This is a genomic window from Flavobacterium lacustre (assembly GCF_027474525.2).
In the GTDB taxonomy this organism is placed as follows: Bacteria; Bacteroidota; Bacteroidia; order Flavobacteriales; family Flavobacteriaceae; genus Flavobacterium; species Flavobacterium lacustre.
On sequence record NZ_CP114882.2, the window covers coordinates 3,115,855 to 3,140,114 of the forward strand.

General features: G+C 34.0%; 17 protein-coding genes. 7 read left to right on the plus strand and 10 right to left on the minus strand.

Going from position 1 to position 24,260, the window contains the following annotated elements; translation table 11 throughout:
* Positions 1 to 43 precede the first annotated feature (43 nt).
* The 5 genes from O6P34_RS13465 to O6P34_RS13485 form a co-directional block, all read right to left on the minus strand.
* A complete protein-coding gene (locus tag O6P34_RS13465; protein WP_269685030.1) occupies positions 44 to 1,228 on the minus strand; it encodes an aldose epimerase family protein in 1,185 nt (394 codons plus the stop codon).
* A gap of 26 nt (positions 1,229 to 1,254) precedes the next feature.
* Positions 1,255 to 2,304: a glycoside hydrolase family 43 protein gene (locus O6P34_RS13470; protein ID WP_269685031.1), complete on the minus strand. Its 1,050-nt coding sequence runs from the start codon at positions 2,302 to 2,304 to the stop codon at positions 1,255 to 1,257.
* Positions 2,305 to 2,360: 56 nt separating this feature from the next.
* The gene (locus O6P34_RS13475; protein ID WP_269685032.1) at positions 2,361 to 4,166 is read right to left on the minus strand and encodes a glycoside hydrolase family 2 protein; all 1,806 of its coding nucleotides are present in this window, start codon (positions 4,164 to 4,166) and stop codon (positions 2,361 to 2,363) included.
* Between the two features lie 138 nt (positions 4,167 to 4,304).
* Complete coding sequence (locus O6P34_RS13480; RefSeq protein WP_269685033.1) at positions 4,305 to 5,477, minus strand: cellulase family glycosylhydrolase; 1,173 nt, start codon at positions 5,475 to 5,477, stop codon at positions 4,305 to 4,307.
* 38 nt (positions 5,478 to 5,515) lie between these two features.
* Positions 5,516 to 8,056, minus strand: a complete 2,541-nt coding sequence (locus O6P34_RS13485) for a TIM-barrel domain-containing protein (protein ID WP_269685034.1) — start codon at positions 8,054 to 8,056, stop codon at positions 5,516 to 5,518.
* 418 nt (positions 8,057 to 8,474) lie between these two features.
* Between O6P34_RS13485 and O6P34_RS13490 the strand changes: the two genes are divergently transcribed.
* On the plus strand, positions 8,475 to 12,428 hold the full coding sequence (locus O6P34_RS13490; protein ID WP_269685035.1) for a hybrid sensor histidine kinase/response regulator transcription factor: 3,954 nt from the start codon (positions 8,475 to 8,477) through the stop codon (positions 12,426 to 12,428).
* A 111-nt stretch (positions 12,429 to 12,539) separates the two neighbouring features.
* On the opposite strand, the gene O6P34_RS13495 is transcribed toward O6P34_RS13490, so the two are convergent.
* Positions 12,540 to 13,964 (minus strand): PepSY-like domain-containing protein, encoded by a 1,425-nt coding sequence (locus tag O6P34_RS13495; protein ID WP_269685036.1) that lies wholly within the window; start codon positions 13,962 to 13,964, stop codon positions 12,540 to 12,542.
* 356 nt (positions 13,965 to 14,320) lie between these two features.
* Positions 14,321 to 15,217: a helix-turn-helix domain-containing protein gene (locus O6P34_RS13500; RefSeq protein ID WP_269685037.1), complete on the minus strand. Its 897-nt coding sequence runs from the start codon at positions 15,215 to 15,217 to the stop codon at positions 14,321 to 14,323.
* A gap of 182 nt (positions 15,218 to 15,399) precedes the next feature.
* On the opposite strand from O6P34_RS13500, the gene O6P34_RS13505 reads away from it, so the two are divergent.
* The 4 genes from O6P34_RS13505 (at position 15,400) to O6P34_RS13520 (ending at position 19,577) form a co-directional block, all read left to right on the plus strand.
* The gene (locus O6P34_RS13505) at positions 15,400 to 16,380 is read left to right on the plus strand and encodes an aldo/keto reductase (protein WP_269685038.1); all 981 of its coding nucleotides are present in this window, start codon (positions 15,400 to 15,402) and stop codon (positions 16,378 to 16,380) included.
* 41 nt (positions 16,381 to 16,421) lie between these two features.
* Entirely contained in the window at positions 16,422 to 17,531 is a 1,110-nt protein-coding gene (locus tag O6P34_RS13510; protein ID WP_269685039.1) for an aldo/keto reductase, read from the plus strand.
* 138 nt (positions 17,532 to 17,669) lie between these two features.
* Positions 17,670 to 18,242, plus strand: a complete 573-nt coding sequence (locus O6P34_RS13515) for an NAD(P)H-binding protein (protein ID WP_269685040.1) — start codon at positions 17,670 to 17,672, stop codon at positions 18,240 to 18,242.
* A 279-nt stretch (positions 18,243 to 18,521) separates the two neighbouring features.
* Positions 18,522 to 19,577 (plus strand): NAD(P)-dependent alcohol dehydrogenase, encoded by a 1,056-nt coding sequence (locus O6P34_RS13520; protein ID WP_269685041.1) that lies wholly within the window; start codon positions 18,522 to 18,524, stop codon positions 19,575 to 19,577.
* Positions 19,578 to 19,663: 86 nt separating this feature from the next.
* On the opposite strand, the gene O6P34_RS13525 is transcribed toward O6P34_RS13520, so the two are convergent.
* The 3 genes from O6P34_RS13525 to O6P34_RS13535 all read right to left on the minus strand — a co-directional run bounded on the left by O6P34_RS13525 (position 19,664) and on the right by O6P34_RS13535 (position 22,804).
* Positions 19,664 to 20,617 (minus strand): phosphoribosylaminoimidazolesuccinocarboxamide synthase, encoded by a 954-nt coding sequence (locus O6P34_RS13525; RefSeq protein WP_269685042.1) that lies wholly within the window; start codon positions 20,615 to 20,617, stop codon positions 19,664 to 19,666.
* Positions 20,618 to 20,778: 161 nt separating this feature from the next.
* Positions 20,779 to 21,588, minus strand: a complete 810-nt coding sequence (locus tag O6P34_RS13530) for a Cof-type HAD-IIB family hydrolase (RefSeq protein ID WP_269685043.1) — start codon at positions 21,586 to 21,588, stop codon at positions 20,779 to 20,781.
* Positions 21,589 to 21,856: 268 nt separating this feature from the next.
* Positions 21,857 to 22,804, minus strand: coding sequence for a PhoH family protein (locus tag O6P34_RS13535; RefSeq protein ID WP_269685044.1), 948 nt, complete (start codon positions 22,802 to 22,804; stop codon positions 21,857 to 21,859).
* 276 nt (positions 22,805 to 23,080) lie between these two features.
* Here O6P34_RS13535 and O6P34_RS13540 point away from each other — a divergent pair, with 276 nt between their 5' ends.
* On the plus strand, positions 23,081 to 23,908 hold the full coding sequence (locus O6P34_RS13540; protein WP_269685045.1) for an SAM hydrolase/SAM-dependent halogenase family protein: 828 nt from the start codon (positions 23,081 to 23,083) through the stop codon (positions 23,906 to 23,908).
* A gap of 43 nt (positions 23,909 to 23,951) precedes the next feature.
* Positions 23,952 to 24,248 carry a putative quinol monooxygenase gene (locus tag O6P34_RS13545; RefSeq protein ID WP_269685046.1) on the plus strand — a complete coding sequence of 99 codons (297 nt, stop codon included), beginning with the start codon at positions 23,952 to 23,954 and terminating at the stop codon, positions 24,246 to 24,248.
* Positions 24,249 to 24,260 lie beyond the last annotated feature (12 nt).

Here is a 24,260-nt window from a genome sequence, read left to right on the forward strand (position 1 = left end):
CAAACGGCAAATTATTTTAAAGGCAACCAGAGAATAAAATATACTAGAGCTTTTGTGAAAATTTATAAACAGAAACCGTATGATAAACACCTTTTGGTTCTAATGTTATTGATGGGAAATTAGGTTGATTTGGGGCATCAGGAAAATGTTGCGTTTCTAAAGCAAATGCTGTTCTGTAATCATCTTTCGCTCCCGATTTAAAGGTGTTTTTGCCTTGCATAAAATTCCCACTATAAAACTGAAAACCTGGCTCTTCGGTATATACATTCATCACAACGCCTGACAAATCTCCAGTTACTGAACCTACATGAATCATATTATTCCCTTTAGTAGTGTTCAATACAAAATTATGATCGTATCCGCCTCCATTTACTAATTGAACGTTATCTGTATTGATACGTTCTCCGATCGTATGAGGTTTCGTAAAATCGAATGGCGTGCCAATAACCGTTTCCAATTTTCCTGTCGGAATTAAACCTTTATCAACTGGCGTATATTCTTTGGCATTAAATTGTACAATATGATTTAAGATAGTCCCATTCCCTTCTCCATTTAAATTAAAAAAGGCGTGATTAGTTAAATTCACAATAGTTGTTTTATCAGTTGTTGCTTCATATTCCATTTTTACTTCGTTGTCATTTGTCACGCTATAAGTGACCTTTACTTTTAAGTTCCCAGGAAATCCCATTTCCATATCTGGAGAAACATAAGTAAAAACCAAAGTCTGGTCATTAGTTTTTTCTGCATTCCAAACTACATCTTGGTATCCTTTTGTACCTCCATGCAAAGCATTTTCGCCATTATTAATGGGAATACTATAGCTTTTCCCTTTCAAATTAAATTTCCCCTTAGCAATTCGATTGCCCACACGACCGATAGTAGCACCAAAATAAGGTTCCGTTGAGTTTTGATAGTCTTTTATACTTTTAAATCCAACCACTACATCTACAAATTCGTTATTTTTATTTTTAACCAATAAACTAACCAAACGGCCTCCGTAGTTAGTAAAAGCTGCCTGAATATTTTCATTTTTTATCCAATAAAGGCTCACTTTTTTCCCTTCAACTTCCCCTATAAAATTGCTTGAATCAAGAATTGCCGGTTGAATATTTGTAGTTTCGGTTAGCGGTTTATCTGATGCTTGGATCTTTTTTTGCTCTTTTTTTTGACAAGAAGTCTGAAGTAACAATCCTAAAAAAAGAATGGTAACTAATTGTATTTTTTTCATTTTGGTAAATTTTTAATTTATATTTATTACATCGTAGGAATAGCTAAGGAAACTCCCTCAGATATTGGATTTCCAATAACAGGATTTCCATTTTTATCCCATTTTATTTGTTGCATTCTAGGCGATCTTTTCACACCGCAGCCGTCGCCAGGATTTGAATTTGCATGGTATAAAATCCAGTCTTCTTTTCCATTTGGTGATTTAAAAAACGAATTGTGTCCTGGAGCATACACTTTGGTTTTATCTGATTGTTCCAAAATTGGTTTATCTGTTTTCACCCATGCCGAAGGATCCAATAAATTATTTTTTCCGGTAAAAGTGAGCAATCCTAAACTGTAATTATCCGTCCAACAACCACTTGCCGAAAAAACAATAAATACCTTCTTTTTATGAGTTAGAAATTGAGGTCCCTCATTTACATTTACTTGTGCTGGATTTACGTCATCGTGTAATGCACCATACAATTCCCAAGAGTTTGTTGGACTGGAAATTAGAACTCTTTCTCCATCAATTTGAGTAGGAGTTTTCATTTTGGCGATATAAATATTTTGTTGGCCATTAGTGTCTCCTTCCCAACCAGCCCAAATCATATACAATTGTTTTTTATACGTAAAAACATTACCATCAATAGCCCATTTATCGGTTTGTGAGGCGATTTTTCCTTTAAAAATCCATTCGCCTTCCATTGGGTTTTTAGAAGAATTTTCTAAAGCATACATCCTGTGTGAATTGTTAGAACCGTTGTCTGCTGCAAAATACACATACCATTTGCCCTTAATAAAGTGAAATTCAGGTGCCCAAACTTCGGAAGAATATTGGGTATTTTTTGGAGCAATCCAAATGGTTTTTCTTTCAGCATTTTTTAAATCAGCTAAATTTTTAGTTTTCCAAAGCACTATTTGGTTTTGCATGGTATGAGTATAGTAATAATATCCGTTATGATAAGTACTATATGGGTCGGCACCATAATCTAAAATAGGATTGGTAAATGTTTGTTGTGCCGATACAGTGTTACTTCCGATACAAAATAGAATCAGTAATAGTGTTTGTTTTAACATGGAATTATTTATTTTCATATATAGCTGTTTATTATTTATTTGTGACCGATTTTTGGTCATGCTCCTTCCGTTACCTAATTAATGGATTGTATTACTTCTTGATTTATCTTTTTAATCTCTCTAAAATTCATTTTATCCACTTTTCTGTCATAGGTCATAAAACCATTTACTTCGCCTTCCACATCAGTAGTTTGTGTGTAAACTGCCGCCGAAAATCCTGATTTTGCCATTGTTTTTAATTGTTTGGCGTATTTTATATATTCGGCAGTTACTTCATCAGAATTTTTAAATTTAACGTACCCCCAGTTATTATCTGATTTCCATAAATGTCCTTCAAGCGGCAATCCAATTCCGCCATATTCTCCTAAAACGGTCACTCTTTGTCCGTCATACAAATACATATCAGGCCCAGGATAATTGTGCAAATCCAGAATATCACCAGTAGTAAAATGATTTCCGCCACTAGCTGGATTAATCAATCGTGTAGGGTCGTGAGCCATTGTCCATTCTGCAATTTCTGTAGTCTTGAATTGCCCCCAACCTTCATTAAATGGAACCCAGACAACAATACTTGGATACGAATATAAATGATTCATTATTTCTTTCCACTCTTTTCTGTAAATAGCTTCCGATTCCGCTGTACGATGCAATTCTGTTCCGTTAAAATATTTTAAGTTTTGCCAAATAGGTTGTTCATCGCCACTTGGCATGTCCTGCCATACTAAAATTCCCAGTTGATCACAGTGAGTATACCAGCGTTCCGGTTCTACTTTTACATGTTTTCTAATCATATTGAAACCTAATTCCTTGGTTTTAATAATGTCATATTTTAAAGCTTCATCGGTAGGAGCCGTATACAAACCATCAGGCCACCAGCCTTGATCCAGTGGACCAAATTCGAAGTAATTTTTGTTATTCAGTTGCATTCTTACAATTCCGTTTTCATCTCGTTTTTTTGAAATTTTTCGCATTGCAAAATACCCTTTTACTTCGTCTAAAACGGTTTTATTTTTCAATAATCTAATTTTGGTATGGTATAGAAAAGGAGATTCTGGTGACCATAATTTAGGAGTTGCAATTGCAATTTCAATGGCTTGTCCTACTACTGCTTTAGCACTTCCTATTAATTGGTCATTATCATAAATAGCAACTTCAACTATCTCTTCGGCTGATGATCCGGCAATTTCCGGAATCAATTGAATTGTTTTAGTATCTATATTTGGAGTAGTTTTTACAGTAGTAATATACTTTTTGCTAACAGGTTCAATCCAAACGGTTTGCCAAATTCCAGTTACAGGAGTATACCAGATTCCTTCGGGATTTTTCACCTGTTTCCCTCTTGGTTGCGGCCCTTCATTAGAAGGGTCCCAAACTTTAACTGTTAAGGTTTGATTTTTTGAAGTCAAAAAAGGTGTGATATCAAAAGAAAATGGCGTGTATCCGCCTGTATGAGAACCAATTTTGATTCCATTTAACCAAATTTCAGTTTTCCAGTCAACTGCTCCAAAATGCAATAATATGTTTTTTGATTTCCAATTAGCAGGAACGGAAAAATTAGTTTCATACCATAACTCATTTTTGGCACCAACCTCTTTCATAACCCCAGATAAACTTGATTCAATTGCAAATGGAACCAGTATTTTGCCATCATATTTTTTGGGCATATCATTACCCACTTCTTTTATGGCATAATTCCATAAACCGTTTAAGTTTTTCCATTGCTCACGTTCCATAATTGGCCGTGGATATTCGGGTAAAACAGCATTTGGATCTACTTTTTCGGACCAAATTGTTTTGAGCTTGTTCCCTTGAGGTTTCCATTGTGCATGAACTGCACAAATCAAACTCAAAAAGAGCAAAACAGTTATTTTATATTTCATTCTATTTTTTATAAGATTAAACTAAAAATCAAATTACCGGGACTAAATATCCCGATAATTTGAACCACTTAAACTAACCAACCACAGTTATTATCAAAAAATATTCTATTTTTTTATTGTGCAAATATTGTATCTCTTTTATTTAGAATTTACTTCAGATGTAATTTTTTTAATAAAATCAGTTTCTGATTTTTTATAGGGTGTTCCATCCGAGTTAAATATTTCATGAAACCATACTGGAGGTGCTGCAGTATATTTTTTTGTCCAACTATCCCAAGGGAATTTAGTTTGTGTTTTTCCGTCTACAAATCCCCAATTGATCATAGCAATTTTATTTTCTTTGGCAATGGGTAAAAATCCTTCAAATGTGCTGCCATTTGGTCTAGCCATGTATTCAGTACATAACAATGGTTTTCCGTAGCGTTTTAGTTCCTTAATCCTGTTTGTAAAATCAGCAGGTTTATCATAACAATGAAAAGAAATAACATCCGATTGTTCCAATTGTAATTTAAAAATGGGTTTCATCCCTTTTTCAGACCAATTACCTGCCCAAACTCCTGATGTTAACGGTTGCGAAGGATTACTTGAACGAGCCCATTCGAAAGTTTTTTCTAAGAGTTTATAAACTAGTTCTTCTTTATTGGCTGTTTCTACTTTTACATAAGCAGGTCTGTTCATGTTGTCTGGCTCATTCCAAACATCCCAGCCCAAGATCCGATTGTCATTTTTAAAATGCGCAACCGTTTCTTTAATGTATTTTTCTAAACGTGGCATTTGTTTTTCATCCAAAAGCGCTTTTTGTCCCGGAGATTGTACCCAGCCAGAATTGTGTAGAAAAGACTGAGGAGCTCTTTGTTTTCCAGATACAGGAAACGGATCCCAACAAGAATCGAATAAAACGAATAATGTCTTTATATGGTGTTTATCTGCAATGGTCAAATATTCATCCATTCTTTTATACAACCCTTCCGAATCATCTTTATGCAGTAAATCATGAAGATAAACGCGCATCACATTCATTCCTATCCCTTCTGCCCAACCTAATTCCTGATCAATCTTTTTGGGGTCAAAAGTATCAGCCTGCCACATTTCTAATTGGTTAATGGCATTACCAGGTGTGAAATTAGCTCCTACAAGCCATGGTTGTTTTGCATACCATGTATTAGCCTTCTCTTTGGTCCAGATTGTTCTTTCGGTAGCAGCAGTTTCTGTTGGGACTTGCTCCGTTTTAACCTCATTTTTGTTTTTGTTACAGCTAATCGTTAGTACCGAAAATAAAGCAATAGCTATTAATTTATTTTTATTTTTCATTTTAAAAGATATTTGAATTAAACTTTGGGAATCTTTGATTAATATTTTTCCCAACCGATGCTTTTTAGGAACCATTGTATTCTTTCGTTGTCCAGTCTTTGTTTTTTCAAAATTTCTGGAAGTTCTTTATAGCTTTTATCAAACTGATTAACCAATTCATTTACATTTTTTGGAGAATAAAGTAAAGCTTCCTTAATACTTCCCATTTTTCCCAATTCATCAATCAGCACAATTCCTGGATCTTTGTATTTCAATTGTTCAATAGCTTTTGCAATTCTTTTACTCTTACCTGCAATACCATTTGTCAAGTCTACAGCTCCTTCAGGGTATCTTACGCTAATATTTTTTACTTCATTACAAGCTAATGTTCCCAACTGTACCAAAACTGCAAATTCATTTTGTAAATACTTAAAGGGTAGCGATTTTCCGTTTAAAGTAACTGATTCCGGCATTACCGAAGACATCAGTTTTATACTGTAACCACGTGAAGCTGGCATATTCTCATATTTCCCTTTTCTGGAATCAATGTTAATCTGAAGTTCATTCCCTTTTCGTATTGACTTTAATTCGGTTACAGCAAAACTATTTTCATAATTTTTATCATTTCCATTATCTTCATAAACAGAGAATGAACCCGCTTTTCCAGGAAAAACAGTAACAACATAATCTTCATTGTTTCCGTTAAGATTCATCACACTATCCGAATAAAGAGGAAGTATAGCTCCTGCCTTAACATAGATTCCAAATTCATCAAGAGCAAAATTTCTTTTTATCACTTTTCCTCCTTTTAACAACGTTCCAGTATGCCAGTCATACCAGTCTCCCTCAGGAAGCCAAACATCCATTTCAGCAAAACCATTTTCTGATTCTTTGGTAACAGGTGCAACAAGAATATCCTTTCCGAACATGTATTCATTTTTGAAATCGTATGCTTCTTTGATTTGAGGATAGTCATAATACAATGGATAACATAAACCAATTCCTTTGTCGTAAGCATTACGCGCCATTGTATAAATATAAGGAGCCATCTCATAACGTTGCTTTATCGTATTCTTAATAATGGTAAATACTTCCTGATTGAAAGCCCAAGGTTCCTTGTTTTTATCAGCACTTTTACCAGTGTGAGTACGCATAATAGGACTCAATGCTCCAAATTGCAACCAACGCAAATACATTTCTGTCTCAAAATGCCCTCCGGTATGTCCACCGATATCATGACTCCAATATCCGTACAAAACATTGGAAGCTGTTGCGTTAAAATAAGGTTGATAATCCAAAGATTTCCAAGTCATGTGAGTATCTCCCGAAAAACCAATCTGATAACGGTGATTTCCTAATCCGCCCCAACGATGATAAAGCATTGGTCGCACATTGCTATTGCGTTCTTTATCACTAAAGAATAAATAATTAATCCACCAGGTATTACTTAACTTATCTACATTTTTATCGAATGGATGTTGCTGCCAATCCAACCACCAGAAATCTACGCCCTGTTTTTCCATTGGGTGAAGAATATTTTCAAAGAAAGCTGTGGCAAATTTTTTATCTGAACCAATCCACGGAATATTTTTTGTGGTCGAAGGATTTAATTCTAAATCTTTACTCATGCCCTTAAAACCTTCTTCATAAGAGGAAACTCCGTCAGCAGGATGCAGATTCAAGGTTACTTTTAAATTATTATCATGCAAGTATTCTAAAAATTTTGGCGGGTCGGGAAATAAATTTTTGTTCCATGTCCAACCAGTCCATCCACCTCTTCCTTCATCAGTATAATGCCAATCCATATCTACAACTAAGACATCTAACGGAATTTCATACTTATGAAAATTATCTATCAATGATCGAAATTCGCCATCAGAATAAGACCAATATCTGGACCACCAATTACCAAATGCATAACGAGGCGGCAACGGCATTTTTCCAGCAAATACGGTAAAATCTTTTAGAGCAGCTTTGAAATCATCGCCATAAGCCATAAAATACCAGTCTTTGCCATCTTTATTTTTACGTTCTGTTACCCAAGCCCAATTACTGTCATCAAAAAGAAAATTCTTGGAATCGTCAATAAAAGACCAGCCATCCTTAGAAAGAAGTCCATCTTCTAATTTACGTTTTTCACCACTTTTAGCTTCTGCAACACTTCCTCTCTGAAGATCTCCATCCATTTCGTCCAAGGTTCGTAAAGTTCCGCCAAGGTTGTTTTGTTGTTTCATCCCAGGCTTCCATTGGAAAGGTTTAATGCCTTTTGCAGCAGTAATCTGAAGATTATTTGCAGTAAAATCACCACTATTTTTTTTATATCTCAACTTCATTTTTGAAGTTTCAATTTCAATCCAATTTCCTTTTTTAAGTTTATATGCAACCTGTGGATATTTTCTTTCAGAAGCAAGAAATGAAGGATTATTTACAAAATTACCAGAAGGCTGCCATTCCATGCGTATTACACCATTAGTAATTACAGTAAAACGTACATTGTTGTCACTATAAGCGATATTGGGTTGCGATGCTTGTGCAAAGCTAGTTGATGAAAAAATAATAGAAAAAATTATATATATAATTTTTAAATTGTTTGAATTCATGATTAAATGATTTAATAAAATTTAATGTGTAATAATTAAGGTTTTAGTGTTTTCTATTTTTTTTACTTTTCTGTTTTTTTTCATTACGATTTAAAAAATAAGTTTTAAAAATTTAATTTTGTATTAGTAAAAATTAAGTAATATTGCAACTCCATAAAACCAAATCTATTAATAATCTTTAAAGTATTTTCGATTTTTTTAATAATACTTTAATTTATATACTAAAAAAAAATGTCATTTTAATTTTTGACCAAATTAGGGTATTGACGACATAATTTTAACCCCATTTTGTTTCACAATTATGTTCAAATGATTCAAATCCCATATAAATACAGCACGATTAAGCAATGCAAATCAAAATGCATTCTTATGACACAATTGGATAAGTTATTTTTATAAAAATTAATAAAACAGTAACATGCAAAGATTTTTCAAAATAGGGACATTAATTTGTCTTTTGTTTTTGTCAACTACAACTTTTAGTCAGGAATATTATTTTAAACATTATAAGGTCGAAAATGGGATGTCAAACAATTCTGTTTTGGCCTCTATTCAAGACAAAGATGGTTTTTTATGGTTTGGCACTAAAGATGGTTTGAATCGTTTTGATGGATATCATTTTAAAACATTTCGCAGTGGGGCAAACCCTAAAACATCTTTAGGAATAAACTACGTTCAATCGCTGCATGAATACAAAAATTATATTTGGGTAGGAACGGATAAAGGATTGTATTCGTACGATAAAAAGTTAGAAAAATTTACTTTTTTGAACGAGGCTATAAACAATCGTATCAATGATATTGAAAATGATTTAAAGAATAATTTATGGTTTATTTCTATTGGAACATTGGTTAAATATAATGTTGACACAAAAGAGACCACGATGTTCGACGGTAGAAATTCCTTTTATGCCACATCTATCACTTGTGATAAAAACGGAGTAATTTGGGTATCTTCTTATGATGATTTATATCGGTATTCTGAAGCGACTCAAAGTTTTGATAAAATTAAGGTGCAGTTACCTAATAGCACCTTTTTAATTTCGGTCATTTATGCATTAGATGCAAATTCAGTTTTAATTGGCACAAAAGACCATGGTGTTTACAAGTATGATGTTTCAACTGGAAAAACGTCACCTTTTATTAACGGCGCCGAAAGACCCATTTTTGTCAGACAATTTAAAAAGAACAATAGAAATGAATTATGGATTGCCAGCGAATCGGGAGTCTCTATTTATAATTTAAAAAATAAAACGATTAAAATTCTACGTAAGAGTCCAAGTGATCCTTATGCCATTTCAGATAATGCAGCTTATTGTATCACTATTGATAAAGAAAATGGGGTCTGGATTGGAACCTATTTTGGTGGAGTAAATTATCATCAAAAACAATATGATCAGTTCAAAAAATACTTTCCCCGCAAAAGTGAAAATGCAATTGTAGGAAGTGCTGTTCGTGAAATTCACAAAGACAATCAAGGCAATCTTTGGATTGGTACGGAAGATGCTGGAATTAATAAATTTAATCTACAGACCAAGAAATTTGTTAATTTTCAGCCCAATGGAACAAAATCAGGACTTTCTTTTTATAATATCCATGCTGTTTTACCAAGAGGAAATAAAATTTGGATAGGGACTTTTGAGCATGGATTAGATATTATGGATGCTAATAGCGGAAAAGTTGTAAAACATTATGACCACACTTCAAGCAATTTTAGAAGTGATTTTATTGTTACATTTTATGAAACTCCCGAAAAGAAATTATATGTAGTCACCTCTTTGGGAATCTATTTATATGATGATAAAAATGACACTTTTAACATTTCTGATATTTTTTCGGAAAGCACCCATTACACCTGTATGTTTAAAGACAGAAGAGGGAACTTATGGGCAGGATCTTATCGTGACGGACTGTTTTATTACGATTCAAAAACTAAAGAGAAAGTAGTTTACAAACATGATTTTAATAATGACAAAAGTATCAGTAATGACTTTATAACTTCTATTTTTCAGGATAAGCAAAATAATCTGTGGATAGCAACCGAAAATGGCTTGAATTTATTTGATTACAACAAAAAAGAATTCAAAAATTATACTACTAAAGATGGATTTCCCAGCAATGTAATTTATTCTATTTTGCAAGATGAAAAACAGAATTTATGCATCACGACTTCAAAAGGCTTAGTCCGATTTAATCCTAAAACAAAATCAGTTAAAATTTTCACTACCGCAAACGGATTATTAAGTGATCAATTTAATTATAATTCGGCTTTTAAGGATTCTAATGGAGATATGTATTTTGGAAATCTTAATGGTATGATTAGTTTTAATCCTAAAAATTTCAGTACAAATAAATTCAATCCTCCAATATTTATTACCGGGCTTCAAATAAACAATCAAGATGTAGTGGTAAATGATGAAGACTCTCCACTAGACGAATCTATTTCGTATATCAAAAAAATTACTTTAAAAAATCATCAGTCGAATTTTAATATTGATTTTGCTTCGTTAAGCTATACAGCACCGGAACTTACAGAATATTGGTACAAATTAGACGGTATCAACGATGATTGGATTTATTTGAATAAAAATAATAAAGTGTTTTTTACCGAGCTTCCATCCGGTGACTATAAATTTAGAGTTAAATCATTAAGCGTGAATGGAATTTGGAGTAAAGAAGCTGTTATTGACATTACAATTTTACCTCCATTTTGGGCAAGTAGTTATGCTTTTTTTGGCTATTTTTTACTAATAACGGGATGTCTATATTGGCTTTTACAAAGGTATCATCACATGAATATTAAGGAAAATAATCAAAAAATCACTTATCTAAATAACGAGAAAGAGAAGGAAATTTATAATGCCAAAATCGAATTTTTTACCAATATTGCCCATGAAATCCGAACTCCTCTAACTCTGATTAAGAGCCCTTTAGAAATTTTGCTGAAGAGAACGTATGAGTCTGCTGAAATTCCACAGAATTTATTAATAATGGAGAAAAACACCTCTCGCCTATTAAACTTGGTTAATGAATTGCTTGATTTTAGAAAGACCGAAATGGAAGGGTTGAAATTAACTTTTGTGGAAACAAATATATCTCTTTTGGTTAGACATTTACAATCAGAATTTGCTCCTTTAATTGAAGAAAGAAATATTCATTTGAAATTAGAATTGGGTGAAAAAAATATTTATGCTTTTGTGGATGAAGAAGCCATTAGAAAAATTCTAAGTAATTTACTTAGTAATGCTATAAAATATGCCAAAAGCGAAGTACTAATTACAATGTTTAGAGACGAAAATTCTCTGGAATTTATAGTTAAAAATGATGGAAATTTAATTCCAAAAGGTCTTAAAAGTAAAATTTTCGAGCCTTTCTTTAGAATATTAGGTACTGGAAATCAAACCGGAACCGGAATTGGCTTATCACTCGCACATTCTTTGACCGAATTACATAACGGGACTTTAAAATTGCAATTTCTGGACGATACGATGAATACTTTTGTATTACAATTACCACTGCGTCAAGAAAGTGAGTTCAATCTTTACAAGGATACTTCCGAAACTGATATAAAAGAAAGCAATGAAGAATTTGAAAATGAAATTATAGCTAAAAATATCAAAACACAAATACTTGTTGTCGAGGATAATTTGGAGCTACTCAATTTTATGAGTAAAGAACTTGGAAAAGAATATAAAGTTTTTAAAGCTACTAACGGAGAAGAAGCTTTAAAAGTAATTCATAATGAAATTATACATGTTGTTATTAGTGATATTACAATGCCAATTATGGATGGAATTGAATTATGCGACCGTATTAAATCTAATATTGAATCGAGTCATATTCCGGTAATTTTATTAACAGCCTTAAGCGCTGTACAATCAAGAATAAAAGGTTTAGAATCTGGGGCTGACGCTTATATCTCTAAACCATTTTCGATAGATTTTATTTTGGCACAAATAGATAATTTATTATCCAATAGACGCCATGTTATGGAATATTATGCAAGTTCTCCTTTATCCCATTTAAAGACTATTGCTCACAATAAAATCGACGAAGAATTCATTAAAAAACTAGAGGATATTATTGATCAAAATATGACCGATACCAACTTAAGTGTCGAATCATTAGCCGATATTTTGCATATGAGTCGTTCAACTTTATATCGTAAAATAAAAGATATCTCTAATTTAAGCCCAAATGAACTAATAAATAATGCCCGCTTAAGAAAAGCTGCAGAGTTACTACTTTCTGGTAAATACAAGGTCTATGAAATTTCTGAAATAGTAGGTTACAATTCGCAATCTAGCTTCAGCAGAAATTTTCAAAAAAGCTTTTCGATGTCACCTTCGGAGTTTATTAATAATGGAAATTAGGGAATAAAGTACCAATTTTAAAGCTATTTCAAATTTAAAAACCCTAACATTGATGTGTTAGGGTTTTTAAATTTATAAACGTTTTTACTAGAATTATAAAAGAGGTTTTCTTTAGTTTTTCTTTTCTGCCTTCACAAATACTCCAGCGGCTGTAAATTTAATTTCTAATTTAATTCCTGTGGCCGTTTGAACATATACTTCAAAACCTCCGCTAGACTGACTATGAGCGGATACTATAGTTGCATTTGGATAATTTGTAGTGATATAAGTAGTAATCTCTGCTAACAAATCAACTACGGCAATTGATGAATCATCATCAGAATTTGAATCATCATCAGCTTTTACCGAAATAAAGACTCCTGCTGCAGTAAATTTAATTTCTAATTTAGTTCCTATAGCCGTTTGAACATATACTTCAAAACCTCCTTCGGACTCATTATGAGCGGCTAAAATAGTTGCATTTGGATAATTTGTAGTGATATACGATAAAATATCAACCGACAAATCAGCCACAGCAATCGGTGAATGATCCTCAGAATGTGTGTCATCATCTACTTTTACAGTAATAAAAACTCCTGTAGCAGAAAAACTCAATTTTAGTTTAACAGCAGATGCAGTTAAAATGTATACATCAAAAGTACCATCAGATTCTTTATGAGCTGAAACTATTTTAGCTCCTGCATAATTAGTATTGATATAAGTTGTGATATCCGTCAATAAATCAGCGATAGCCACTATAGAATGATTACCTGAATGAAAACTTCCATCCGCACTAACCGAAACAAACTCTCCCGTTGCAGTAAAATTCAAATTCAGTTTTGCACCAGCGGCAGTAACAATAAATACATCAAAACTTCCGTCAGATTCTTTATGAGCTGAAACTATAGTTGCATCGGTATAATTAGTCGAAATATAAGTTGTAATGCCTGCTAATAAATCCACTACCGCTACCGAAATATGGTTGCCAGAATGTTTGTGTTTGTGATTTCCATTCGCTTTAAGCGCACTTGCTGATACAAATGTACCGTCTGCAGCAAAGTTCAATTTTGCTTTAGTTCCATCTACATTAAGAATTAATACATCAAAACTCCCATCAGATTCTAAATGCGCAGAAGTAATAGTCGCTCCTACATAATTTGTGGCAATATATGTAGTTATAGTAGTTAACAAATCAAGCACCGCCAGAGGGTTTAGCGTTTTTACAGCAACTAAATTTCCTTTAGCTGTAAAAAGCAATTTTAATACAGTTTCTGATTTAGATGTAGCACTCGATTTAAATGTCGTTCCTGCTGCGGGAGCTACATACGCCACATAAGTCCCATCTGAATTCAAATTTGCTTCTGTTGTCGTCGAACCTACATATTTTGATGCAATATAAGTCGAAATAGTAGTTGGCAAAGCTGTAGTGGCTACCACTTCATAAGTTGATGCAGCAGTTGTATCTGATGTTGTTGAAGCAGGGCCATCGTTTGAACAACTAAATAATAATACACATGATACTAGTAGTGCTAAAAGGGATCTTTGATTTGTTTTCATTTGCTTAAAAATTAAAAGTTAAGTAAAAGTGTTTCATACATTTTTTTAATTGATTTATAGATGTTTTATCTCTTCCCAAAAAAAGAAAAACTGTATTTATATCTATATAACAATTAGAAACAAAATCACCCTACCTAAATTGCTGTATTTTTTTTAAGTGATGTATTCAATTGAATCAAATAGCTGTTCAACTAACTTGAAATAGGTTTTAAAATTTGTTGGGTATTATTTTTTCCTTTTATTTCCCAATAAAAATAACAATCAATAAATTAAAATTTTAGAAGGGATTCATATTTAAAATCCCTTCTAAAAATAAACCCCTTAAAATTCGATTATTTTAAGGGGTTTTACTTTTTTTAATTCCTGTTTCTATACTCATTGGGAGTGAAACCCGTACTTTTTTTGAACATTCGGTTAAAATGCTGAGGGTATTTAAAACCGAGTTCAAATGCGATTTGGCTTACTGACTTTTCAGTATCAAAAATTCTTTCTTTCGCTATATCTATTAGTTTTAATTGTATGTGTTCTTGAGCTGATTTACCCGTTTCTTTTTTAATTAAATCTCCAAAATAATTAGGTGAAAGATGCAAACAATCTGCAAAATAGCTCACAGACGGAAGTCCTAAATTCTGAGGCGTTTCGGAATGAAAATAGGTATTTAATACCTTTTCAAATTTGGATAAAATATCAGTATTAATATTTTCACGGGTTATAAATTGTCTGTCATAAAAGCGAACACAATAATTTAAAAACAGCTCAATGTTATTTGTTATAATACTTTTGCTATGTTTATCAATCGATTGACTCAATTCATATTCAAGTTTACCGAACAAGTCTTTTATAATTTGTTGTTCTTTTAAAGACAAATGAAGCGCTTCATGCGATTCGTAAGAAAAGAAAGAATAGTGACTCATTTTTTTTCCTAATGATGTTCCTTTTATTAAATCAGGGTGAAAAAGAAGAGCCAATCCTGAAGGTTGATAATTTTCTTCATTATTAACTTCTAAAACTTGTCCGGGAGCAATAAAAACTAGTGTTCCGTCATCATAATCATAGTTGTTACGTCCATATCTTAATTCTCCACAATTTCCAGCTTTTAAAAAAATCCCATAAAATCCAAAATGCATCCGACTGTGATTTGGTAATGCTTTTGTTTTCGAATTATCAAAAACACTTATTAAAGGATGTTTTGTTTCAATTTCTTTGAGTTGATTGTATTGCGCAATTTTTTCAAGTTTAATAATCTGTTCCATACCCAGTTCTTTAATTTTATTATGCAAATATAGTGCGCAGATTGTTAATGTGTTAGCACTACAACTCAAATCAGTAATAATGGTACTAATAGCAGTAATCTGTATACTAAATAGAAACTGGTATTGAAGGAACTTTGTACTATTAAAATTCTATAGAAAAGAATAAAACAAAAACATATTAAATGAAAACAAGAATATTAGGAAACAATGGATTAGAAGTTTCAGCTCTTGGAATGGGTTGTATGGGATTGAGTTTTGGTTATGGTCCGGCAACAGATAAAGAGTCAGCCATTAAATTAATTAGAGAAGCGTATGAACAAGGAATCACTTTTTTTGATACAGCTGAAGCATATGGCAAAGCCAATGAAGAATTGGTCGGAGAAGCTTTGGCACCTTTCCGAAAAGATGTAGTTATTGCAACCAAATTTGGATTTAAAGAAGGAGATTCCAGCAAAGGACAAGACAGCCGTCCAGAACGCATAAGGGCCGTTGCCGAAGAATCCTTGAGACGACTCAAAACAGATGTGATTGATTTATTTTATCAACACCGAGTAGACATCAACGTACCTATGGAAGATGTTGCCGGTACGGTTAAAGATTTGATTGCAGAAGGAAAAGTAAAACATTTTGGACTTTCGGAAGCGGGTGTTCAATCGATTCGAAAAGCCCACGCTGTACAAGCTGTAACGGCTTTGCAAAGTGAATATTCCATTTGGTGGAGAGAACCTGAATTGGAAATCATACCAACATTAGAAGAGCTGGGAATCGGTTTTGTTCCGTTTAGCCCATTAGGGAAAGGATTTTTGACCGGCGCTATCACAGAAAACACTCAATTTGACCCTACCGATTTTAGAAATATCGTGCCTCGTTTCAGTGAAGAAAACCGAAAAGCAAATCAAAAGTTGGTCGAATTATTAGGTGCCATTGCCACGCAAAAAAAGGCAACACCGGCACAGATAGCACTTGGTTGGTTATTGGCTCAAAAACCGTGGATTGTTCCTATTCCAGGAACCACAAAATCACATCGATTGACCGAAAATATTGGTGGTGCTTCCATTATTTTATCAGCAGCAGATATTCAAGAGATTGATGCCGCTTTCGCCAAAACCAACGTTCAAGGAGACCGTTATCCAGCACATTTGCAACAAAGAGTAGGAAAATAATACAATAAAGTCAACTAAAATAACCCCTTAAATTAAATATTATGCAACATAAAAATAGAAGAGATTTTCTAAAATTAGGTGCGCTTGCCGGAAGTTCTTTAGTCGTATCTACTGCTTTTGGAATGCCGTCAAAGAATGAAAACATCAAATTGGAACCAAAAGAAACTACCAATGACAAAATTTTAGGAAATCGTTTTTTAGGCTCCGGCAACCACAAGATAGAAGTTTCGGCAATGGGATTGGGTTGCATGGGAATGTCTTGGAACAGAAGCTTTGTACCCGATAGAAAACCTATGATAGGCGTAATTAGAAATGCTTATGATATGGGAGTAACTTTTTTTGATACGGCAGAAGCTTATGGTGCTTACACAAATGAAGAGTTGTTGGGAGAAGCCATCGCGCCTTTCAGAGATAAAATAACGTTATGCAGCAAGTTTGGTTTTGACATCAAAAACGGAAAACTTACCGGAGCATTCAATAGTCAGCCAAAACACATCAAAGAAGTGGTGGAACAATCTCTGAAAAGATTGAAAACCGACAGAATAGACTTACTCTATCAACACCGAGTTGATCCTAATGTACCTATTGAAGATGTGGCAGGAACTGTAAAAGATTTAATAAAAGAAGGCAAAGTTTTGAATTTTGGATTAAGTGAAGCCGACGCATCCACCATTCGAAAAGCACACGAAATACAACAACTAACCGCTATTCAAACCGAATATTCGCTACTGACAAGAGATCCTGAAAAAGACATTCTGAATGTCTGTGAAGAATTAGGAATCGGATTTGTTCCTTACAGTCCGCTTTGCAGAGCCTATTTGACCGGATATATCAACGAACGCACCCAATACAATCCTAATAATGATAATCGTGGAAAATTACCGCGTTACCAACCAGAAGCCGTTATTGCCAATTGGAAAATAATTGACGTATTGACTGAATTTGGAAATAAAAGAGGACTAACCGCTGCACAAGTATCATTAGCTTGGTTGTTAGCACAAAAACCTTGGATAGTTCCCATTCCAGGTACAACCAAATTGGCACACTTACAGGAAAATCTTTGGTCTATTGATTTTCAATTTACACCAGAGGAATTAAAGAGTTTGACCGATACTCTTTCTAAAATCACTATTGTTGGAAATCGGTATTAAAACAAAAGCAGCTACAACTCTTGAATAAATTAAAGAATGAAAATGAAACTAATTATTACGTTAACCCTATTCATCTGTTTGTTTTCCAATTTTTCTGATGCCCAAAACAAGTTGGTGGTTGAACCTAAATATAAAAAAATGAAAAATGTACTCGTAATTGGAGCGAGCGGCAGTCTTGCTAAATATGTAATCGATACGTTGAAAAATGTACCCGATGTTCACCTAACGCTATTGGCAAGAAGCAAAAGCCGTATCGCAAATGACACCACCAACTGCACAGTTGTTGAAGCCGATGTAATGGATTATGCCAACCTAAAAAATACAATTGCCGGTCAGGACATTGTGTATGTAAACCTTGCCGGAAACTTGGAAACCATGACCCAAAACATTGTAAAAGCGATGCAAGAAGCCGATGTGAAAAGAATTATTGCCATTAGTTCCATCGGTATTTATGAAACGCCTTTAAAACCTGTTTTAGTTCCTTACCGAAAGTTGGCAGACGTAATCGAAAGTTCAGGATTGGATTATACCATTTTGCGTCCCGACTGGTTTACCAATGGCAACGAAATTGATTATGCGATTACCCAAAAAGGCACACCCGAAACAGGTTCAGCGATTTCAAGAAAGAGCATTGCTGCTTTCGTGGCAACGCTTGTTCAAAATCCAGAGTTACACAAGAATGAAAACTTAGGAATTAGCAAACCCAATTAATATGAACGCTTTAAAACAAAAACCATCCCCTTTTTGATAAACTGGGGCAGTTTTTCAACGAGAATTTAAAATAAAACAAACTCAAATAAGGTTTATCTGAAAGCAATTTTGACAAACCTTTTTTGTATCTAATCCTTAAAAGTGATAAGTATCCCTATAATTCATTCAACAGTTGCTAAAAATAAATTAAGGAAACATTAAATACAATAACTTGTCCTAATGAAGTCTTACCTTTGAAATAGTTTTTCAAAAGAAGGCTCTTATTAAAATAAAAAAACTATGAATACTACACCAGTAAAAGCATATGGTACTGAAGCTGCCGATGCCGATTTGAAAGAAATGAACATCAACCGAAGAGCTGTTACTTCAAAAGATATCGAAATTGAGATTTTGTATTGCGGCGTTTGCCATTCCGATTTGCACACTGCTCGAAATGATTGGGGATTTACGGTGTATCCTGCTGTTCCTGGTCATGAAATTGTGGGTAAAGTAACCAAAGTGGGAAGCGAAGTAACCAAATTAAAAGTTGGTGATTTAGCAGGAGTTGGTTGTTTAGTTGACTCGTGTCACACTTGCGACAGCTGCAAGAATGACCTTGAACAATATTGCTTAACCGGTTTTACAGGAACTTACGGTAGTGCTGATAAACATTTGGGCGGATACACTTATGGTGGGTATTCTCAAAAAATTGTAGTCGATGAACACTTTGTATTGAAAGTGCCTTCCAACTTAGATTTAGCAGCCGTTGCTCCATTACTTTGTGCCGGAATTACCACTTGGTCTCCGCTTCGTCATTGGAAAGTGACCAAAGGAAGTAAAGTTGCAGTAGTTGGTTTGGGCGGATTAGGTCATATGGCCATCAAATTGGCAAAAGGTTTGGGTGCAGAAGTTACGCTGTTTTCAAGAACGCCGGATAAAGAAAAAGACGCTTTAGCATTAGGAGCCGATGCCGTGATTATTTCTACAGATAGTAATCAAATGAATTCGGTAAACGGAAAATTTGATTTGATAATTGATACCGTTCCTTACGTACACGATGTTAATCCTTATGTTGGAACTCTAAACATTAATGGTACTTTAGTTTTGGTTGGCTATTTGGGAGGTTTAGAACCTTTTTTAAATACGGTTCCAATGATATTAGGACGAAAATCTGTTGCAGGTTCTGTAATTGGTGGCATTGCCGAAACTCAAGAAATGTTAGATTTTTGTGGAGAACACAATATTGTTTCTGAAATTGAGATTATCAAAATGCAGGACATCAACAACGCTTACGAGAGAATGTTGAAAAGTGACGTGAGATACCGTTTTGTAATTGACATGGCCTCGTTACAATAAATCTTTCAGGAATTCTTGTAAGGATTAAAATATAAAAACCGCAATATCAATAGACATTGCGGTTTTTTAATTTTATTTGAACAGTATTATTTAGACTTCAAATAAGCCAAAACATTCTTTTCAATTCGCTCATTGATATTTGAAATATCAGCTTTTACAAATTGCTCTCCAAGAATATTTTCATACAATTCGATGTATCTTTCAGAAACTGTTGCGATGTATTCGTCAGTCATATTTGGAATTTGTTGTCCCGTTTGTCCTTGAAAACCGTTTTCAATTAACCAACGACGTACAAACTCTTTTGACAATTGTTTTTGCTCTTCGCCTCTATCTTGTCTTTCCTGATACCCTTCAGAATAGAAATAACGAGAGGAATCCGGAGTATGAATTTCATCAATCAGAACAATTACTCCTTCTTTGGTTTTACCAAATTCATATTTGGTATCTACCAAAATTAATCCGCGAGCAGCAGCGATTTCTGTTCCTCTTTGAAACAAAGCACGAGTATATTTTTCTAAAACCAAATAATCTTCTTCGGTAACAATTCCTTTAGACAAAATATCTTCTCTTGAAATATCAGCATCGTGTTCGCCATTATCTGCTTTTGTAGTTGGCGTGATAATTGGTTCCGGAAACTTATCATTTTCCTTTAACCCTTCTGCCATTTTTACCCCACAAATTTCTCTTTTACCAAGTGCATATTCACGGGCAGCATGACCTGAAACATAACCGCGTATTACCATTTCTACCTTGAAAGGCTCGCATAAATGCCCAACAGCAACATTTGGATCCGGAGTTGCAATCAACCAATTCGGAACAATATCTTTAGTCAGCTCCATGAATTTGGTAGCGATTTGATTCAAAATTTGTCCTTTATACGGAATTCCTTTTGGCAAAACCACATCAAAAGCCGAAAGCCTATCTGTGGCGACCATTACTAAAAGTTCATCGTTTATGTTGTAAACTTCTCTTACTTTTCCTCGGTAAACCGATTTTTGATTTGGAAAATTAAAATTAGTGGTGGTGATTGTATTGCTCATTATTTTTAGTATTGTGTTGTTTTTTTATGAATGCAAATTTAGGATTATTTTAGGATATAAAGCAAAGAATCCCATTCAGTTCCACTAATTAATCAATAGCTGGATGAAATAGAATCTGATTCCGTTGGAGTTACAAACCTCGTTTTAAAATCAAAACCCGTTTATTCTAACAATATCGTAAATAAATACTTTGCAACTCCATCATTATCATTTGAAGCAATCACTTCTAAATGAGATAGTTTGTCTTTTAAGTTTTCGGGAGCGTTGCCCATAATTAACCCTTTTCCGGTAGCTTTCAACATATTTTCATCATTAAATCCGTCGCCAAAAGCAATTGCTTCCTGAAAACTAAAATTTTCTTTTTCTAAAATCTTAGCAATCGCCACACTTTTATCTACCGATTTATCCATGAATTCTAAACAAATTGGCAAACTAAACGCATGACTGAATTCTTCCGAATGATCGACCAAAATACGTTCTTTTAAGGCTACTAATTTTTCGTGATTATCGTGTGTGAAAAATATTTTTATGGCACTAAAATCCTCCAAAGTATCAAAATCAACTACCTCAGGCGGATAGGTCATTTCTTTTTGGAAACTGTTTAGTTTTTTATTGGTTTTTGAGGTCTGCCAAACTTCTTCTTTAAATAAAACAGTTGTAATTTCCGGATCAATTTCTAAAGACAAAACAGATTGTACTGCCTCACTTTTTAAATTAAAAGCAAATAGCAATTCTTTGGTTGGCGAATGAATTCTCGCACCGTTTGAAGTCACTAAATAAACCGGAAAACCCAATTCTTCAATGATAGCCATTGCGTCTAAATGATGGCGTCCCGTGGCCACAATTATTAAATAATTCTGATCGTGAAGTTCCTTAAAAATAGATTTGGTATAAGAAGATATTCGGTGTTCGGAGTTGAGTAAAGTGCCGTCTAAATCGCTAATTACTACTTTAATTTTTTCTTTTGTCATCGTCGTTTTTGGCTGTTCTTATTTTTTATACTTTCAAATTTATTGCATTTTGAACAGAAACACAAAGAAAAAAAGAGAGTTGTGAAAAGATTAATAGCGATTTTACCTTTTATTAAAATAACATTCCCGATTTTTAACTATTCGATTTGAGGTTTGAAGCCAAACCATTTTCCCGATTTTTGGATAAAAAAAACCACGGATTCTCGAATTAAAATTCGAAAATCCGTGGTTTATACTTGTCTGATTACCAATAATAATTAATTATTTTCTAGTCATTATTTTCAATCATCTTATACGCATCAATTACTTTTTTGACTAATCGGTGGCGTACAATGTCTTTATCATCCAGATAAATGATTCCGATTCCGTCAATGTCTTTCAAAACTAATAAAGCTTCTTTAAGCCCCGAAATGGTTCTGCGGGGTAAATCGACTTGGCCGGGATCGCCCGTAATCATGAACTTGGCACTTTTTCCCATACGGGTCAGAAACATTTTCATTTGGGAATGAGTCGTATTTTGTGCTTCATCCAAAATAACAAAAGCATTATCTAAAGTTCGTCCGCGCATGAAGGCCAATGGCGCAATCTGAATAATACCTTTCAAGATGTAATCCTCTAATTTTTCATTCGGTAACATATCGCGTAACGCGTCGTATAAAGGTTGCATGTACGGGTCTAATTTTTCTTTCATATCCCCCGGAAGAAAACCCAGGTTCTCCCCTGCTTCTACCGCCGGACGCGTAAGAATAATTCGTTTGACTTGCTTTTCTTTCAACGCTTTTACGGCCATGGCAACACCAGTATATGTTTTTCCTGTTCCTGCGGGACCTACGGCAAATACCATGTCATTTTTATCCATCGTATCCACCAGAAGTTGCTGGTTAGGCGTCATCGGTTTGATGATTTTTCCGCCCACGCCATGCACTAATATTTTATCATGGCCCTGCATTTTTCTTTCTTCTTGACCGTCCATAATCACGCGTTCAATCACATTAGTATCAATTGTGTTGTATCGTGTAAAATGCAACATCAACCGCTGAAACCGCTTTTCGAACTCGTCCAAGACTTCTTTTTCACCAAAAGCTTTTATTGTTGTTCCTCGGGCAACAATTTTCAATTTTGGGTAGTATTTTTTAATAGTTTCAAGATGAGTGTCTTGAGCGCCCCAAAAATCTTTTGGAGCGATGTCTATGAGCTCGATGATTCTTTCGTTCAAAAGCTGTCGTTTTTAAGTTATTTTAAATGTAAAGTCGCAATCTGACATCCTTTAATGTGGCCTAAAACGGCACATCTGCGGATGAGGCAATTTCTTGCTAAAAGACTGAAGACTGCAAAAAAACAGAAAAACTAAAAAGAAAGTATTTATCATAGTATTGCGTTTTAAATTCAAATTAAAAATCTATTTAATTAAAGCCTAAAATACTTTAGCTTTGCATTTCTCAAATTTAATTAAAATTAGGTTTAAGTTACGCCAATAGTTATAAACAAAATTATGTCAATAATTACCCTTACTACCGATTACGGCTTGAAAGATCACTTTGTCGGTGCTTTAAAAGGGAAGATTTTATCCGAATATTCAGATGCGGCAATTATCGATATTTCGCATGACATAGACCCATTCAACACTGTTGAAGCAAGTTACGTTATTGGCGCTTCCTATGCCAGTTTCCCAAAAGGAACAGTTCACTTGATTGGAGTGGATATGGAATGGAATAAAGAAAACCAACATATCGTCATGCAATGGAACGACCATTATTTTATTGCAGCCGATAATGGTATTTTGAGTATGCTGACGCAAAAAATTGTTCCCCAAAAAATAGTTACCATCAACATACACGACCGCCTTCACAATGAAGCCACCGATATGGATGTGTTTGTCAAAGTAGCCTGTCATATTGCCAAAGGTGGTTTGCTAAACGTCATTGGCAAAGAAATCAACACCATCAAACAAGTAACTGAATTGCAAGCGGTTTTAGCTGCGGACAGTAATTCCTTAAAAGGCCATGTCATTTATATTGATCATTTTGGAAATGTTGTCACCAATATTTCAAAAAAACAATTTCTTGATGTATCCAGAGGAAGACCGTATGAAATTGTAATGAAAACTAAAAATATCAAAACCATTTTGCCCAATTATTCGGCAATTGCGAGTTCTGATAAATATCCAATCAAATATTACGAAGGTGAAAAATTAGCCATTTTCAATGAAGCCGGTTTCTTAGAGATTGCCATTTTCAGGAGCAATCCTTCCAAAGTGGGTTCTGCCAATAGCTTACTGGGATTGAATTACAGGGATACAGTACTAATTAAATTTGTTTAAAGCAGCGCTACTTTGAACTTTTTGAATTTTAAACAAAAAAACAATGTTTGTACGAATAGTAAAATTGAGTTTTCACGAGGAACACATTCCTGCTTTTTTAGCCAACTTCGAAATAATGAAAGAACGGATACGAAATGCGCCCGGAAACCGTTTCTTAGAATTGTATCAGGATAAAAATAATCCTTCTATTTTCTTCACCTACAGTTATTGGGAAACCGAAGCTGATTTAGAAAATTACAGAAATTCAGAACTTTTTAATGAAGTCTGGTCTTTTACCAAAAAACTGTTCAATGACAAACCCGAAGCGTGGAGCGTAAATAAATTAGCAAGTTTAGAGTAATAGATGCCCGTT